The organism is Lujinxingia litoralis, assembly GCF_003260125.1.
Taxonomy (GTDB): domain Bacteria; phylum Myxococcota_A; class Bradymonadia; order Bradymonadales; family Bradymonadaceae; genus Lujinxingia; species Lujinxingia litoralis.
This window is the reverse complement of the sequence record NZ_QHKO01000003.1, coordinates 37316-53914: the sequence shown is the minus strand read 5'-3', so window position 1 is coordinate 53914 and position 16599 is coordinate 37316. Positions and strand designations below refer to the sequence as shown.

The 16599-nt window shown below is 66.9% G+C and carries 12 protein-coding genes; 7 read left to right on the top strand and 5 right to left on the bottom strand.

The genetic code is table 11. The features are described 5' to 3' along the window. The first annotated feature begins 111 nt into the window (after positions 1-111). The 3 genes from DL240_RS07675 (at position 112) to DL240_RS07665 (ending at position 2004) form a co-directional block, all read left to right on the top strand. Entirely contained in the window at positions 112-600 is a 489-nt protein-coding gene (locus tag DL240_RS07675) for a septal ring lytic transglycosylase RlpA family protein (protein ID WP_199589765.1), read from the top strand. A gap of 63 nt (positions 601-663) precedes the next feature. After that, complete coding sequence (locus tag DL240_RS07670; RefSeq protein WP_158542429.1) at positions 664-1656, top strand: hypothetical protein; 993 nt, start codon at positions 664-666, stop codon at positions 1654-1656. Positions 1657-1752: 96 nt separating this feature from the next. Further along, a complete protein-coding gene (locus DL240_RS07665) occupies positions 1753-2004 on the top strand; it encodes a hypothetical protein (protein WP_111729299.1) in 252 nt (83 codons plus the stop codon). Between the two features lie 56 nt (positions 2005-2060). Here DL240_RS07665 and DL240_RS07660 read toward each other — a convergent pair whose 3' ends face one another. From DL240_RS07660 to DL240_RS07650, 3 genes are all read right to left on the bottom strand, one after another. Next, the gene (locus DL240_RS07660; RefSeq protein WP_111729298.1) at positions 2061-4793 is read right to left on the bottom strand and encodes an AAA family ATPase; all 2733 of its coding nucleotides are present in this window, start codon (positions 4791-4793) and stop codon (positions 2061-2063) included. Between the two features lie 54 nt (positions 4794-4847). After that, positions 4848-5609, bottom strand: a complete 762-nt coding sequence (locus DL240_RS07655) for a class I SAM-dependent methyltransferase (RefSeq protein WP_111729297.1) — start codon at positions 5607-5609, stop codon at positions 4848-4850. An 84-nt stretch (positions 5610-5693) separates the two neighbouring features. Beyond that, the gene (locus DL240_RS07650; RefSeq protein ID WP_146618169.1) at positions 5694-6326 is read right to left on the bottom strand and encodes a hypothetical protein; all 633 of its coding nucleotides are present in this window, start codon (positions 6324-6326) and stop codon (positions 5694-5696) included. Between the two features lie 257 nt (positions 6327-6583). On the opposite strand from DL240_RS07650, the gene DL240_RS07645 reads away from it, so the two are divergent. Further along, complete coding sequence (locus tag DL240_RS07645; protein WP_111729295.1) at positions 6584-9811, top strand: protein kinase domain-containing protein; 3228 nt, start codon at positions 6584-6586, stop codon at positions 9809-9811. A gap of 449 nt (positions 9812-10260) precedes the next feature. On the opposite strand, the gene DL240_RS07640 is transcribed toward DL240_RS07645, so the two are convergent. Continuing rightward, positions 10261-11520 carry an ABC transporter permease gene (locus tag DL240_RS07640; protein WP_111729294.1) on the bottom strand — a complete coding sequence of 420 codons (1260 nt, stop codon included), beginning with the start codon at positions 11518-11520 and terminating at the stop codon, positions 10261-10263. Positions 11521-11766: 246 nt separating this feature from the next. Here DL240_RS07640 and DL240_RS07635 point away from each other — a divergent pair, with 246 nt between their 5' ends. The 3 genes from DL240_RS07635 (at position 11767) to DL240_RS07625 (ending at position 15127) form a co-directional block, all read left to right on the top strand. Beyond that, positions 11767-13500 carry an Ig-like domain-containing domain gene (locus DL240_RS07635; RefSeq protein WP_158542428.1) on the top strand — a complete coding sequence of 578 codons (1734 nt, stop codon included), beginning with the start codon at positions 11767-11769 and terminating at the stop codon, positions 13498-13500. Between the two features lie 11 nt (positions 13501-13511). Beyond that, on the top strand, positions 13512-13808 hold the full coding sequence (locus DL240_RS07630) for a hypothetical protein (RefSeq protein ID WP_111729292.1): 297 nt from the start codon (positions 13512-13514) through the stop codon (positions 13806-13808). A 101-nt stretch (positions 13809-13909) separates the two neighbouring features. After that, positions 13910-15127 (top strand): molybdopterin molybdotransferase MoeA, encoded by a 1218-nt coding sequence (locus DL240_RS07625; protein ID WP_158542427.1) that lies wholly within the window; start codon positions 13910-13912, stop codon positions 15125-15127. A 64-nt stretch (positions 15128-15191) separates the two neighbouring features. Here the strand turns inward: DL240_RS07625 and DL240_RS07620 are convergent, their stop codons facing one another. Then, positions 15192-16475, bottom strand: coding sequence for a hypothetical protein (locus DL240_RS07620; RefSeq protein WP_111729290.1), 1284 nt, complete (start codon positions 16473-16475; stop codon positions 15192-15194). Positions 16476-16599 lie beyond the last annotated feature (124 nt).

The window sequence follows — 16599 nt, the reverse complement described above, 5'->3', positions numbered from 1 at the left end:
CCTAATGTTCCACGCTTGCCTAGCCCTTGCATTTCGACTAGAGCCATCGCCGGGTGCGTAACGAAATGTTTGTCGCCTACGCACGCAAACTGCCTCTACGAGAGCGTTTTTATGTCCCTGATCAACTGGCTTGTTCTTGTCGCGATGTACTCGCAGTTCGCCGCTTCCGGCGAAACGATGGAGTGGAGCGAAGTAGAGCTGCCGCCGGTGCAGCAGGCCGGACTGGCCTCCTGGTACGGTGATGGAGCCTGGCACGGTGAGGTCACCGCCAATGGCGAGCCCTTTGATCCGTGGCAGTACACCTGCGCTCATCGTTCGCTGCCCTTTAATACGATGGTCCTCATCGAAAACCGCGCGAACCGACGACGTGTCTGGTGCCGCATCAACGATCGTGGCCCCTACGGCTTTGTGAATGACGATGGGGAATGGGACTTTGTAGTCTCGAGCTCTCCCGACAAAAATTGGCGCGGCATCCTCGACATGTCGATCGCAACGGCTCGCGCGCTGGGCACCACCGAGGTCGGCCTCCAACACGTGTACCTGCGCTACTGGACCCGCAACAGCCGGCCCAACTTTCATCTGGCCGGGCTCAATCCCTGACTCAATCCGCCCCTCTTGCCCCCTTTGCTTATGTCTTCAAAGCGAACCCGACGAGCGCTCCTGGTGTTGGTGAGCAGCGCCGCGCTGTGGTCAGCGAGCGGCTGCTCGATGACCCGCGACGCCCTGCGTCCCATGGTCTGCGAGTCGTCCCCTACACTCACCAACGAGCTGCGCGCGCAGATCATTGTCGAGCATGAGCTCCAACGGGCGCTCACGCTGGCCGAGCTTGATGCCCATGAATTCTGGGCGATGCACGAGAGTGAGGACACCCTCCCCGAAGAGCGCACCGACGAGGAAGTCGTCGGCGACGAAGCTGTCGGCGACGCGAGTGAAGAGGCCGCGGAGCCCGAGGCCGTGGCCAGTGCTCAGACCCGTCGTCTGGAGCGAAAAGCCCCGCAGCCCGATGCCCAGGCATCGCTCCGGGAACGCGAGCCCATCGACCCTTTCGTGGCTCAGGCCCGCGTCGATCTTGAAAGCGACGCCGAACGCTCGCGCTTTGCATCCCAGTACGGCACCTCACCAGATGCCGAGGCCCTGGCCTTTACCGGGTCTTTTGTGCGCGATCAGGAAGGTGGCGCCGCCATCTACACCCCGGGGCAAGACCTGAAGTTCTACAAAGAGGGGCGCGTTCACGCCCGACTCAACCTCGATCATACCCTGAGCGAGGAGGTGGATTGGGAAGGCATTACCGAGCTTCGTGCCGGAGCGCTGCGCGTCGTCAACGACGGAACGCTTCAGATCCTTCTCCCCTACGCCGTAAGTCGGGGCGATGAGGGCGGACGCGACTATTATGTGGGCATCTACAAGGTGATCGGAGACTTCGTCGGAAAGATCTTCGAACAGCGCATTGCCCATCAACCCAGCGCCGATGCGGACGTTCAGATACTGGGCGCGATCACCTTCTTGCACGGCGATGAACACCCGGCGATCAGCTGGGCCCCGCTTAGCGCCGCTGACGGCGACACCGCCGAGCCCGAAGTGCTGCAATGGAATCACTGGGAAGGCGTCTTCCGCGTACCTGTGCCTCCGCCCACGGCGCCGCGCCCCCGCTCCTGAGTACAGCGCTGCCTTGCCCTGACGCTTTGCTCTGCGCTAGTTTTAACATTCGTAACCGGTGCTCAGCAGAGAGCACCGTCAGGCTCGGAGGCCAGCGTGGTATTTAATGTTCGCTGTTATAAGTGTGGGGCGCCCGATGTGCGGCTGGTTCTCGGAGGCCGCGCAATCATTCACGCACGCTGCCACAGCTGCAATACCAACCTCCTGGCCGAGGTGATGGCGATGGAAGAAGAGGCGCAAAAACGCAAGCAAGCCTCCCATCGCGAACGCCAGATCACGTCGACCTCGTTGCACCCGATTGGCGCCGAGGAGACCGAAGCATCCGACACGGCGTCGACCAGTAGCTGATCTGGCTCCCGCCTGTTCTCCGTGCGCCCTCCCCTGGTTTTAGAAGCGCGACGCGTCTAACGCACCACCGCTCGGCCCTGCTCCGCGTCCCAGCACAGGGTCACCTGCCTGCCCGAGGCTCCTCGTAGCAAAAGCTCGGTGAGCGGCCGGTACACCACCTCATCCACCGCCTCTTCGATGGCGCGGGCGCTTCCCAGCGAGCTCACCCGACGCTCCAGGATCTGGCGAAGGTCCTCGTCAAGCGCCACCTCCAGCTGATACTCGCTGGCGGCGTGCGCACAAAAGCGTTTGAGCAGATGCGCGAGTAAACGCCGGGCCCCGGTGGCTCCATCTCCCGACAGCTCCAGAAAGTGAGCGACGGCATCGACCCGATGGACGATCCGCGCAGCGAGCTCCGCGTCGATGCCGGTCAGGGCCCCTGGGGAGCGCTGAGAAAAGCCAATCGGCCGGGCGGCGACCGGACTGACGCACACGCTCAGCACAAAGATCGCCTGGGTGACATCGGCACTACGCCCCCGCGTATCGACCAGTTCGCCCTCAGCGATCACGCGGAGCAGGCGCTCCTGGATGCGCGGGTGGGCCTTATCAAAATCATCGAGGAGCACCACGCTGCTGGGACGTCGGCGCAGAGGCGTAACGAGGACGTCGGCGTCTTCGTAGCCCACATAGCCCGGCGGTGAGCCGATCAGCCGACTCAGCGAATGAGGCTCCTGAAAGTCTCCCAGATCGATACGAATAAACGCCCGCTCGTCGGCGACCATCTCCCGTGCCAGGGCGCGGGCGGCCGTCGATTTACCGACACCCGCAGGGCCCACAAAGGCCAGCGTGGCCAGGGGACGGCGCTGATGGGCGTGTTTTAGCCGGCTCCCAACCAGCGCGCGCGCGATCTGCGCGACCGCGCCCTCCTGGCCTACAATTGCTTCGCCCAGCCGCTCCTCCAGACCCACCCACCAGGGGCGCTCACCACAGAGGAGACGCTCGGTAGGCACGCCGGTTTTCACGTGGATCTGCTCGGCCACCTCCGCACGCCCGACCTCCGGCGTGAGCTCCGCAGCCTCGCTTCTACGCGTGGCCAACGAGATCGCCGCGTCCATCAAGATTTTCTTGGCCTTATCCGGCAGACGCTGCTCGGGGATGTAGCGCGTCGAGAGTTCGATGGCGGCCTCCACCGCCGCGGGCGATACGACGACGTCGTAGTCTGCCTCAAGCGTTGGTACCAGCGCCTCGAGAATCGCACGCACCAGCGCCGCATCGGGCTCCCCGACCTCCACGCGCTCAAAACGCCGCTTGAGTGCCGGGTCCTGCTCAAACCAGCGATGGTACTCCGCCTCGGTGGTCGCCCCGACCACGGCGATCGAGCCGTTGGCCAGCGCGCTCTTAAAGTGATTGGGAACTTCTGCCGGGGCGTTACTCCCGGAGCGCGGAGCAAAGACGGCGTGTGCCTCGTCGATGAAGAGGATCACATCCCGGCTGGCCTCCTCCAGCAAACTTGTGATGCGCGCCTCCAGATCGCCGCGGTAACTGGTGCCGCTCATCAGGCTGGCACCATTGATCTCGACCACACGGCAGCCCCGGAGCCTGCGCGGGGCCTTGCCCTCGGCGATTGCCTGCGCAAGTGCGGTGGCCAGGGCGGTTTTTCCGACCCCGGCCTCGCCGGTCAAAAGCGGGTTGCGCTGCTCTCGCCGCATCAGCACATGAAACACCCGCTCCAGCTCCCGCTCGCGCCCTACGATTTCGGGCAGACGCCCTTCGCTGGCGGCCTGCGTCAGATCGCGGCCCAGGGTATCGAGCGTCGGCGAAGCGTGCCGTCGGGCGGCCAGGCGCACCGCGGCTTCCACCGGCGCCACCCCGGCGAGCACCCGCGGCTCCCCCAACGCGCTGCGGATCTCCTCTTCCAGCCCCAGCGCCTGCACCAGCTCCAGGGAGGAGCCGCCATCGGTGAGAAACGCCGTCACCAGATCGTGTTCGCTGACGCGCTCGCTGCCCTGCTGACGGGCGTACTGCAGCATCCGAATCATGCGCGGGGTCAGGGTTTTGCGACCGATCAGGAAGACCGGAAGCTCCTCGGGCTTACTCCCGATCAACCGCAACAACTCCTGGCGAAGTCGCGAGGGCTCCATGCCCCGGGCGTGAGCCGAACGCCAGAGCACGGACTCACGCACCGAGCAGAGCACGGCCACCAGATGAGGGGTCCCCAGAAAAGACGTTCCATGCGAGGCGGCGATCTTCATCGCCCCTTCGAGAATGCCCCGGCTGGCGTCATCGAAGAATTCCAGGCGAAGAAGGCCGCGCTCATCAAAGAGCTCGTCACCGTGGCCTTCGCCGAGCCTCCGGATCGCCCACCGGATGGACGCCGACTCCACCACCTCGGCCCGCCAGCTTACGCAGCGCGCCAGATCGGCGGTGCAGATCGTGGTCGCCCCGCGCCCCAGGGCGAGTTCCCAGGCTTCTTCCAGGATTCGGGTAAAGCCGCGCGAAAAACAGGCCTGATCAAAGCAGGCCTGTCCGTCGGCGTCTTCATCCAACTCCCCGGCGAGCACCCTGAGGCGCGGCAACACCTCCGGGAGAGCAAGCGCGCCCTCGGCGCCCTCGACTACGGCCTGGGCCAGCTCCTGCTGCCCGGCCTCAATGAGGACGATGAGCAGATCGAGCGGCAGAAACATCCGCCGGCCCAGGCGCTCCAGATGAGCGAGCAGGCTCGCGAAGAGCTCCGTGCTATCGTGAGCGAAGCGCTCCATGCGCAGCAGCCCATCGCTGCCAAAGAGCGGCTCTTTATAGAGGGTCTTCATCGGGCGGAGTTCCTGGCCAGGGATTACCGGCTGCGAACGACTTCCGCCCCGAGCTTAGCCGATTGCCTCGGCGTTGCGAAAGGAAATGTCGGCTTCGGCGTCGGCCTTGCGACGGGCCACGGCCACCAGGAAGCCACCAAAGCGGCTCAGCGGACTGTCGCGCGCTACAAATTCGAGTTTGCGCAACGTGGAGCCCACCACCGGCACCTTGTGCAGGAAGGCCGCCGGGGTAAACACACGCACCCCGGCCCACTCCATCAACTCGACATCTTCGGGCAGGTAACCGGCGATCGTCTCCGGGTCATCCCAGCGGGTGTAGACCGCCGACTCCCGGGTCTCTTCGGAGATTTTCTGCGGGCCGCCCAGATTCTTGGCCAGGTAGCGGATGCTCTTGGGGTTATAGAACTCCAGCAGGAGCACGCCGCCGGGGCGCACCACCCGAGCGGCCTCGGCCACGGCCTTGCGAATATCTTCGACGTGCGCCAGCACCTTAAAGCTGTAGACGACATCGAAAGAGGCGTCTTCGAAGGGGAGTTCGGTGGCGCAGCCTTCGGACACTTCCAGCCCGCGGGCCCGGGCCTGCTCCAGCATCCCGGGGCTCAGATCGATTCCGGCCGCCCGACGGGCCACGCGGGAGACGCGCTCCAGAATCAACCCGGTGCCACAGCCGACCTCCAGGCAATCTTTGCCCCGGCCGTAGCGGCTGACCAGGTCAACCTCCAGGTCGTCGATGAGACGGTGGTAACCGTCGTGGCGCTCGCGCTCGTACCAGGCGGCGAACTCGTCGTAGTAACTCTGGTTATCTTTGCGGCCCATGGCGTCTCCTGCGCGTCGAGGCGTTGGTTCAAAGTCGCCCCTGTCTTAAACGCACGAAGACGCCGATGCAACACGCCGGAGCCCTCAGTACTCCTCGGGCGGCGGCGGGCTCTCTCTCCAGGGGTCCCCGGCCGGCTCACCGGGCGCCTGAGGCGGGATATCGTCGAGGGTGTCATCAAGCTCATCGCCGGGGGTGTAAAATTGGAGCATCCGATCCCGGGCCGAGAGCAACTCCTCGCGCAGCAACCAGAGCTGGTCGCTCTCCTCTTCGGTCGGGATCTGCGCGGCGGTACTTCGCCCCTGGTGCCAGCTGCCCAGCGCCCGGTTGATCTCGGCCAGCTCCCGGTCCACCCCGCGCGCCTCGTCGTCGCCCAGCTCCAGGAGCAGGCGATCTTCGTGATGACGCGCCAGCCCCAGATGTCGCCGCCCCAGGCGCTCGTGTTGCTCGGCGATTTCGGCGGGCATCGCGATCAATCCGTCGCGCTGGGCCCGGGCCATCGCCTCATCGTAGCGCTCATACTGGAGGTCGAGTTGCGAGTACTGGCTCATTAACTCGCGATGAAACCCCTCGATCTGCTCCTGGCTTAAGGGCCCAAACTCCTCGTCGACCACCTGCGCGGAGCTCCCCGGCGGCGGACCACCACCGTAGCCGCCCCGCGGACCACTCTGGCACCCCACGCACGCCACCAACCCCAGGCCGATGACCATCCTCAGCACACGCGCCTCTGGCATGGCTTCCCCCCCTCGTCCATGTCGTGATTCGTAGGTCCGCTCCCGGACCATCGCCGGGAGCAGCCGGGCTCCCCTGCCCCGGCCGGACCACGCCCCCGCACACCGGGCGCGACACCTCTGCACTCAAAGCTACACACCCGCCTCCAAAAGTCTCCCCATCGCGATGACAACCCGACGGCCTTGCGCTATCGTCGCGCCGGCAGTTCACGTCTCGCCCGCTCCCCCCCGTGCCCGAGGTCTTCATGGGACGCACCCAGCGCCTGGCTCAACCCGAAGCCTTTGCCAAATATCAGCTCGTCGCTCGCCTGGCCCACGGCCATATGGGCGACGTCTACAAAGCAAAAAGCCTTGGTGTCGAAGGCTTCGAGAAGATCTTGTGCGTCAAGGTCATTCACCCCGGCTTTGCCGCGGCCCCGGACTTTGTCAACATCCTCATCGAGGAGGCCAAGCGCGCCGTTGCGCTCAGCCACGCCAACATCGCCCAGGTCCTGGACCTCGGCCGCGAAGAGCAGCGCCAGCAGTTCTACGTGGCCGTCGAGTACATCAACGGCATGGACCTGGCCCGCGCGCTCAAGCTCTCGCGCGCCAGCGGGCAGCGCTGGTCCCAGGAGATGTCGGTCTTCATCGCCAGCGAGGTCGCCAAGGGGCTCGACTACGCGCACCGACGCAAAGACTTCAACTTCAACAACCTCAACATCCTCCACCGCTCGCTGCGCCCCGAAAACGTGATGCTCTCCTACGATGGCGAGGTCAAAATCACCGACTTCGGCCTCTCCCGAGCCATGGCGTTGATCGAGCCCATCGACGATCACGACGTCCTCAAGCGCGTGCTCTACGCCTCGCCAGAGGTAATGCGCGGCGAGCCCCACACCCGCCAGAGCGACATCTTCGGACTGGGGTTGATGCTCTACGAGATGCTCGCCGGGGCCCACCCCTACGCCCACCCGGACATCGAGGAGGTCCGGCGCCGGGCCAGGGCCGCTCAGATTCCTGCGGTCTCGGAGAGCCTTGAGCTCCCGCGCCCTCTCCAGCAGATCCTGGAGTCGATGCTCGTGCCCGATCCGAGCGGTCGCGCCCAGAGCGCCGGTCAACTCTACGAGGAGCTGATCGGCTACCTCTTTGGCAACAACCTTCAGGCCGACAACCGCCTGCTCTCCATGGCCATGCAGGAGCTGCGGCGTCGGGAGCAGGAAAGCGCCACGGACGAACCCATCCAGGAAGTGGGCCTCGAAGAGATCAGTGTTCATGAGCTGGAGTCGGCCTTTGCCCGCGGGGGGGCCTTCCACCCGAGCGCGCCCCTGGAGCGAGCCGCCCAGGGGCTGCCGACCAGCCGCCTCGGCGGGCGCGACGCAGCTCACCAGGCCCCGCCGCTGCCCGGCGCGCTGGAGTCGCTGCTGCGTTCCGCGCACCGCGGCCGCGGCAAAGCCGCGCTCCTGGCCGGCGGCCTGGGCCGCGGCCCCCAGCACCTGCTCGACCGTCTGGCCCAGGCCACGGCCCGGCGCTCCGAGACCACGTCGTACCTGCTCGTGATCGGCGACGACGACCGCCTGCGCCCCTTCGGCGCGCTCAGCGAGATGCTTCTGGCGTGTTTGGCCGGCCCCCCCGCGGCCGGAGCCCCCGAGCGCCGCCGGATCGCCATCGACACCCTACGCGACCTGGGCGTCTCCCGGGCCGCCACTGAAACCCTCCAGCGCCTCTGGCAGCTTGGCCAGGGCACCGACTCCGGCTGGGAAACCCGGCGCGCCCACCTGGTCGAGATTCTCACGGCCTTCATCGGGCACCAGGCCGCCGGCGGCACCTTCGTCTGGCTCATCGACCACATCGAAGCCCTCGATCTCCCCTCGCTCGACGTGCTCCGCGACCTGGTTGCCTCCATCGGCGCCTGGCCCGTGCTGCTGATCATGGGCACGGCCTCCGAAGACACGATGCGCTCGCACTTCAACGCCGGCCCCCCCGAGAATTTGGAGGCGGTCCGGGTGCGCGGGCCCGGCCCCCTCTCCCCCGAAGAACTCAGCCAGGCGAACCCGGCGGCCGATGCCCTGATGAGCGTTCTGGCGCTGGCCGAGCGCCCGCTGCCCGCCGCGGATCTGCCGGGCATCACCGCAATGCCGGCCCGGGACATCGAGCAGGCCGCGGCCTCGCTCCTGGAGCTCGGTGCGCTGCGCCAGCCCCTGCCCGATCACTACCACCTGGCCGTCCCCAACTGGCTGACCTGGCGTCTTGGCGAGCAGGGCTCCCGCGACATCGACCGCCGGGCCGCCGCCCTGGCCCGCTACCTCTGCCAGCGCGTCGCCCCTGGCGAGCAGGGCGGGATCACCCCCACGCTGATCCGCCTCTACGCCTTTGCTCAGGACCGCCGCGCCCTCCTGGCGTTGGCCGCCCGGTTTGGCGACTGGCTCCAGCGACACGCCTGGCAGCGCACGGCCCTGGGCTACTACCGCCACCTGGCCGGCCTGCTGGGAGCCCACGCCCTGGGCGTGCCCCAGACCCGCGTGGATCTGCTCCTGCAGGCCGCCGAGCTCGCTCTGGAGCTCGCCATGATCGAGGAGTGCCGCGACATCCTCAATCCCCTCAGCGCGCTGACCGAGGCCACGCGCTACGAGAGCGGCTTTGCCCGCAGCCAGCTCCTGCTGGGCCAGCTCGCCATGCAGCAGGACGACCTCGACGAGGCTCGCGGCCACTTCAACCGCGCCTGGCGCACCGCCTGCGGTCTGGAACACCCCGAGCTCATCGCCCGCGCGTCGCTTGCGATGGCCGGATGGTACGAGCGCTTCGGCGACCCGGCCGCGGCGCTGGAGCGCGTGGAGAGCGCGGTAAACCTCTACGCCCGCTGGGACGCCGGACGCACCGAGCCCCGCGCCCGCGCCGCCCTCCTCCAGCGCAGCGCCCAGATGTGGGGCGAACGCGGCATGAACCGCCGGGCCCTGGCACCGCTCCAGGACCTCGATGAGCTGGCCCGCGCCCACACCCTGCCCGCGATCCGGTGCCGGGCGCTGATCGCCCGGGGGCGCCTGGCCGGCTTTCAGGGGCAGATCGACTCGGCGCGCGAGCTCCTGGATCAGGCCCTCTCCTTCGCCGCCGCCCACGGCCTGCAGGCGCTCGTCATCGAGATTCGACGCATTCGTATCTCGGTGGAACTCCACGCCGGAGACTACGCGCTGGCCATGCACTGGGCCGATGAAGCGGCCCGCCTGGCCGGTCGCCATGACGATCGCTACAGCGAGCAGCGCGCCCACGACCTGCGCGCCCTGGCCATGTGCTACCTGGGCCAGGAGCCCGACGAGGCCGTGACCCTGCTGCGCCAGAGCCTGCGACGCGCCACCGAGCGCGGGGTCCCCAAAGACGTCTACCGCGGCCACGATTTTCTGGCGCAGGCACTCAGCGCGCTGGGCCGCGACGCCGAAGCCGCCCACCATCAGCACCACGCCCTCGACCTGGCCCGCTCCGTTCGCCCGGCACGGGCCCTCTAAAACGCCTCGGAGGCCGACCTGTGGATCCGCCCTTCCTCAGGTCGGCCCCTCCCGCAAGCGCCCCTTCCCCCCTGAGAGCCGCAGCCAGGCCCGCTGAGTTCGCAGGCTCTCCGCCTGAGTAACACGACTTAGCTCCCCGAGCTGCCGCGCTCACCCCCCGAGCGACGCGGCTAAGCCCCCTTAGCTGCCCTTCTGGACGCCTAGAGCAACCACTAAGCCCCCCTTAGTTGTCCTTCTGGACGCCTAGATCAACCACTAAGCCCCCTTAGCTGCCCTTCTGGACGCCTGGAGCAACCACTAAGCCCCCTTAGCTGCCCTTCTGGACGCCTGGAGCAACCACTAAGCCCCCTTAGCTGCCCTTCTGGACGCCTGGAGCAACCACTAAGCCCCCTTAGCTGCCCTTCTGGACGCCTGGAGCAACCACTCGGAACGCGCGCCGCTTTGTCAGATCAGTCGTAGCGCAGCCCGTCGACCGGGTTCAGCCGCGACGCCCACCACGAGGGCCCCACCGTGGCCAGCAGGCTGATGGCCATCGACACCAGCCCCACCATCGCGAACTCCAGGGGCAGCATGCGCACCGGCAGGTGGTCGATCATGTAGATCGAGGGATCCAGCCCGAAGCTCGTGTGCTTGATCGTCAAGCAGACCGCCAGCCCGCCCACCAGACCGCTGGCCGTACCCACAAACCCGACCACCGCGCCCTGATAGATAAAGGTCTTCATCACGCCCCAGTTCGTGGCCCCCATCGACTTGAGGATCGCGATATCCTTATTCTTCTCGAGCACGATCATGATGAGCGTGCAGACGATGTTGAAGCTGGCCACCAGCACGATGAAGCAGAAGAGCACCGCCAGTACCAGGCGCTGCAGCCCCAGGCTGGTAAAGAGGTTGTGATTGAGCTGACGCCAGTCCATCACCCGAAAGCGCCCCTCGGGAAGATCCCGGCGCAGCTGGCTGGCGATCGCCCCCACGCCGAACACGTCATCGACACGTACGTCGACCCCGGTGACGGTGTCGCCCTGATTAAAAAAGTCCTGCAGCGCCTGGTAGTCGACCATCACCATGCGGTTGTCGTACTGATGAAATCCGCTGCGATAGATCCCGGCCACCTCAAACTGACGGCTGGAGGGGGCACTCGATTTGGAGCTCCACTTCCCCGGATCCAGGCTCTCCAGCGGGCTAGTCACCTGGATGACATCGCCGCGCTCCGCGCCCAGGCGCTCGGCCAGGGTGTGACCGATCAGGATGCGCGGCTGCTTGACCTGTCCGTCGGCCGGGAAGCGCTCAAACTCCAGCTCCGAGACCACCCCGGGCTCCAGCGTGTATTTGGGCAGATCGCTCACACTCTGGGCGGTAGCCGGGTCGATGCCCTTGATCAAAATACCCGCGCTCAGATTGCCATGCGTGGCAATCATCTCGTGCAGAATAAAGGGGCTGGTCGCGCTGACCCCCTCGATCTCATCGATCTCTTCCTGAATCTCGCGATAGTCGCGAAAATCCACGCCGTATTTGATCACCATCAGGTGGCTGTTAACCCCGAGCACCCGCTCCCGGAACGCCTCCTCAAACCCGCCGGTCACCGCCACCACGCTGGTCAGCGCGGTCACGCCCAGAAAGACGCCGAGAATCGCGATCAGGGTAATTGTCGACAAAAACGAGGTGCGCTTGGAGCGCAGGTGGCGCCAGGCGATAAAGCGTTCGTAAGACATCGGAGCTCGTCGATCGGTGGTCGTCAGCGGGCGCACCGCCGGCGCGCCGCTCCACTTCGGCGGCGCCCGGCACGGGCCAGCCTCACAACTAGCCCAGCCCGCCACCGGTGACAACCGGCCGGCGCACCCGGCAGATTCCCCGGGCGCGCCTTGCGCGCGCGGGCCTTCGTCGTGATAGAAACTCGCCAGACTTTTTGCTAACTTCCCGCCGATACTGCGACAACACCGAATTTTATGGAGTCTCTCATGCCCGCCTCAATCCGACAGCAGCTCTTAGTCGCCTGCGCCACCCTGGCTCTGGCCCTGGGCGGCTGCGCCAGTAACGAACGTCCCGCCTGCGGCACCACCGAAGATTGCCCCGAAGAAGGTCAGATCTGCCGCGCTGGCGCCTGCACTATGGTCAGCCAGCCCACCTGCTCGTCGGAGAGCGACTGCGATCCGGGCTTTGTGTGCGTGGCCTCCATCTGTGAGCGCGCCGACATCACCGACGAAGACACGGGCACCCCCGACGCCGACGAAGAGCCCGACGCCTTTGTTCCCGACACCAACACCGATCCCGACGTCGAAGACCCCGACACCGAACAGCCCCGGGTCACCCACGTCATCCCCATCGACGGCGCGCGCAATGTCCCCACCGACACCGAAGTCCGGGTGACCTTCAGCAAAGCGATCGATGCGTTCCGCACGCTCAATATCCAGTCCTTTTTCATCGCCGACCCCGACGCGCTGGACAGCCGCCTGGGTGCCATTCCGGTCGACATCGAGTACCTGGAAGACGAACGCCAGGCCGTGCTCACCCCTCGTCAGCCCCTGCGCCCGGCCACGCAATACACCATCATCGTGACCACCGGCGTCCAGGATCAGGCCCAGCCCTCCAATCCGCTCTTCCGCCGATTTGAGAGCACCTTCGTCACCAACTCCAGCGAACCCGCCGAGTTGACCGAGCTCGCCGCCACCTACGCGCCGATCATCTACCAGGACACCCGCCTGGTGGAGGGCTCGGAGATCAACATCGATATCCCCACCCGCATCGACTTCGACGGGGACTTCGACACCGACAACAACCTGACCAACGCCCGGGCCTCGGCCACACGCCCGGTCGCCTCGGTCTACTACTCGGTGACCCAGACCGAGTCCCATCACTACATCCACTACTCCCTCTACTACCCGGCCCGCCGCCGCGTGGTCGACGGGAGCCAACGGTACTACGAACACGACTTCACCAGCATGGTCGTGGCGGTCAACCGTGCCAGCGGCGACGTGGATTTCGTCGAAGGCCTCAAAGCCGAATCGGCCGCCAGCAACGACAAGCACCTGAGCTACCGCCCCGACAGCTCGCCGGTCCGGGGGCGAGGAACCAACAGCGCCGACACCTTCGCCGACGCCCTGTTGGAAGAGGGCGCGCGCTACCCGCTCTTTGTCCCCAGCGGGGAACACGCCGGTTGCAACTGGTATGTGCGCCCCTCGGGTTGGACCACCGAATGTCCCTACGGCAACGCGTCCTTCGCCACCACCGGCATCGACGCCGGCTTTATCCTGCGCCCGGGCGACCAGGGCCAGACCTTCGATCAGGCTACCGAGAATCCGGAGACCGGCCTGCGTGAGTTCACCTACGAGCTGGTTCCCTTCGTCAACGAGATCTGGTCTCGCCGCGCCGACTTCAGCTGCGGCGTCTTCGATGGCGTGGGATTCTCCTACAACCCCGAAGAGCTCCCCTCCAACCCCCGCCCGGTCGGTCCGACGGTCAACAATCCGCTCTACCTGCCGGTGGCCCTGTGCAGCGAGGCGGAGCAATCCTTCGGCAGAACGCCCTTCTCCTGGTTCTCGGGCAGCTCCTACAGCGGTGGGGCCTGGTTCATGGATCCGGCCTTCGCGCTGAGCACCCGCTTTAACTTCGGGGAAGGCTTCAGCATGGACTACTGCTACAACCGCTACTTCGACGTCGACCGCCGCGCTGAGGCGGCGTGCGCGGCCGAATAAGGAGTTTTGAGATGACCCTGGCGAACGTTCGGAACCTGGCGCTCCTCACCATCGCGACCTTATGCGTCGCCTCGGTTGGCTGCCGCTCGGCCCCCGAGTCCAATGAACAGCGCTCTGGCGAGCGACGCATCCTCCAGACGGCGTCCCCCATGGAGAAGCCCTCGGCCGAAGAGCTGGAGGGTAACCCCTGCGGTAACCCCGACTGGGCGAAGCTCCCGCCGGAAGTCGGTCAGCTCTCCGACGCCGAGCCGACCGCGCCTCCCCGCAAGGAAGAGGAGCCGGCCCGGCGCCAGGATCTCGCGCCCTGAACACCGGGGGGGGGACGGCCCCCTCCGTTTTTGAGCCTCACCAGATGGGCCGCTCCTTAAGGGCGGCCCATCGTCATATCTCCCCTTACCCACACATGAGCATGAGTCACTTCATCAGCGTCGAAGACGCCCTCCTCCACATCCTCGACGCCGCGCCTCGCCAGGGCACCGAACGCGTCGGCCTGAGCGACGCCCCGGGCCGCTACCTGGCCGCACCGATCAACGCCCCGGCCGACGTGCCCGCGTTTGACAATTCGGCGATGGACGGCATCGTCGTGCGCCGGGACGACCTCACCGCTCTGCCCCGGACCCTCCCGCTGGTCGGGGAGTCGGCCGCCGGCCACCCGGCCGACCGGGAGCTGGGCCCGGCCCAGGCCATGCGCATCTCCACCGGCGCCCGTATTCCCCAACACGCCGACCAGGTCATCCCCCGCGAGCTCTGCGACTTTGGCGATGGCGAAGTCACCGTGCGGGAGCTCCCCGCACATGACCACATCCGTCGCGCCGGAGACTATCTGAGCCAGGGGCGGCCGGCGCTCTTCCCGGGCCAGCGCCTGGACGCGGCCTCGATCGGGCTGCTGGCCAGCTTCAACATCGCCGCCCTCAGCGTGGTGCGCCGTCCCCGGGTCACCATCATCGCCACCGGCGACGAGCTTGTGGAGCTCGGTCAAGAGCCCGGGCCCGGCCAGCTCGTCAACTCCAACGCTTATATGATCGAGGCCCTGGCCAAACGCTGCGGCGCGACCACTCGGGTGCTCCCCATCACCCCGGACCGCTACGAAGCGGTCCGGGCTGCCTTTGAAGAGGCCTGCGCCACCAGCGATCTCGTGTTGAGCATCGGCGGCGTCTCCGTTGGCGAGCACGACCACGTGCGCCGGGTCCTCGATGAGAGGAGTAGCGGCATGACCTTCTGGAAAATTCGCATGAAGCCGGGCAAGCCCCTGGCCTTTGGCACCACCGAAGGCGGCACTGCCCTGGTGGGGCTGCCGGGCAACCCGGCATCGAGCTTTGTGGGGTTTCAACTCTTTGTGCGCCCGCTGCTGGCCTGCGCCCAGGGCGTTCCCCGCGACCAGGCCAGCCTGCCCCGAGTCAACGCGGTGCTTGATGCCCCGGTCCAGGGCGCCGGCCGGCGGCGCACCTACCTGGCCGGTCAATGGTACGCGCAGCGCGGGGTAATGCACTTTGCGCCCTTAAGCGATCAGAGCAGCGGCAACCCCGCGCTCTTTGCGGGCGCCACCGCCCTGGGCATCGTCGAGGAAGGCATCGATAGCCTGAGCGCCGGTGCCTCCCTGCCCATGCTCCTGCTCCCGGGCAGCTAAAACACGCGCTTTAAGAGTCGGCCCCGGGCTCCCAGACGCCGGGAGGCCGGGGCCGACGCTCACCTCACCAGCATCCGGGAAGCTGCTCAAGCATCGCCAGATCCTGCGCCGGGGCGGGCGTCACATCCTCACAGGCCTCTCCAGACATCAGCCGAAAATCCTGACCGGTCGTCCACGTCGCCGCCGAGCCCGGCACCTGGTCGCCCTGATTGAGCGCCCGGGCCATCGTCGTCGGCAACCGGCACACCTCTCCCAGGGCGCCAAAGCGCCCCAGCCCCTCTTCGGTCGGCGCGGCGATCACCAGAAAACGCTCCACCGGCACGTCACTGGCGCGCACGGCCTTAAACTCGCCCAGGCTCACCGGATGGTGCGGCGGCAAACGATCCGCCCCGGAGGAATACACCATCAGCCCGCCCTCTCCATTGCCGTAGAGATTGATCACCCGCACATGCAGCGGCTCGGCCGTCTCCAGCCAGACCTCGGTTTCCTGCCCGTCGCAAAGACCACCACCGGGGCGAGCGTCCAGGTGCAGAGCGACCTTGCCATTGCCGGTGGGCAGGGGGGGCATGTAGGTGTTCGGATCGATCTGGGGCGCAATCGCCTGCGGAAAGCTCACCGTGCCCACGCCCCGGATCTGGTCGCCGCGCTCCACCCGAAAACTGGCCTCCAGCATCGTCTCCTGCCCCGGCAGTCGGCGAATCGTGCCCCGCACCACCGCGGCGGTCGAGGGCGGCAACCCCAGCCCGGACCACTTCCCGGGCAGGGTGCGGGTCTGCACCTCGGTGGTGCTCAACGCGGTGAGCAGCTGATCGAAGAGCCACTCCGCGCGCGGCCCGCCGTTGACGCCTTCGTCGTTCAACGTATCGAGCGCCACGGCACGCTCCTCGCTCTCCTCAGCGTGAGACTCCCGGGCGATCGCCTCAGCCACCTCCACCAGCGCCGCCTCCAACGCCCGCCGCGGCTCGGCGTACACCGCCGCGACCTTCTCGCGGGAGGCCACCGCCATCACACAGGCCTGGCGCCCGTCATCGGCGCTCTTCCACACCGAGATCAACTCCTCGATCTGCCCGCAGCGATACCCCTGACACAGGCGTTCGCGCAAACGCGTGCGCGCACTCTCGGAGGCCTCCTGCCGCGCGTTGGCCACACTCAGCGCGGCAAAGGCCGTCTCCTGATGATAGCCCGAAGGCGGCACCAGGTTGCCGCTGCACGCCTGGGGGTCGGCCGGGGCCTGGGCCTGCTGCGCCTGCCCCGGCGTGGAGGCCGAACCCGCCGGTGTCGCACATCCCCACAGCCCGGCCGCCGCCAGACACCCCGCCCACTTGGTCCACGTCGCTACTCGTCTCATCACATCTGCTCCTGAGGAGGGTGGCCGCCCCGGCGCTCCCTCACATTCCATCCAAACGCTTCTCATCTCACTTTTTATGAGCCGCCCCGGCTTCGCGGCCAGGCTCGTCGCGGGCTTCGGACGC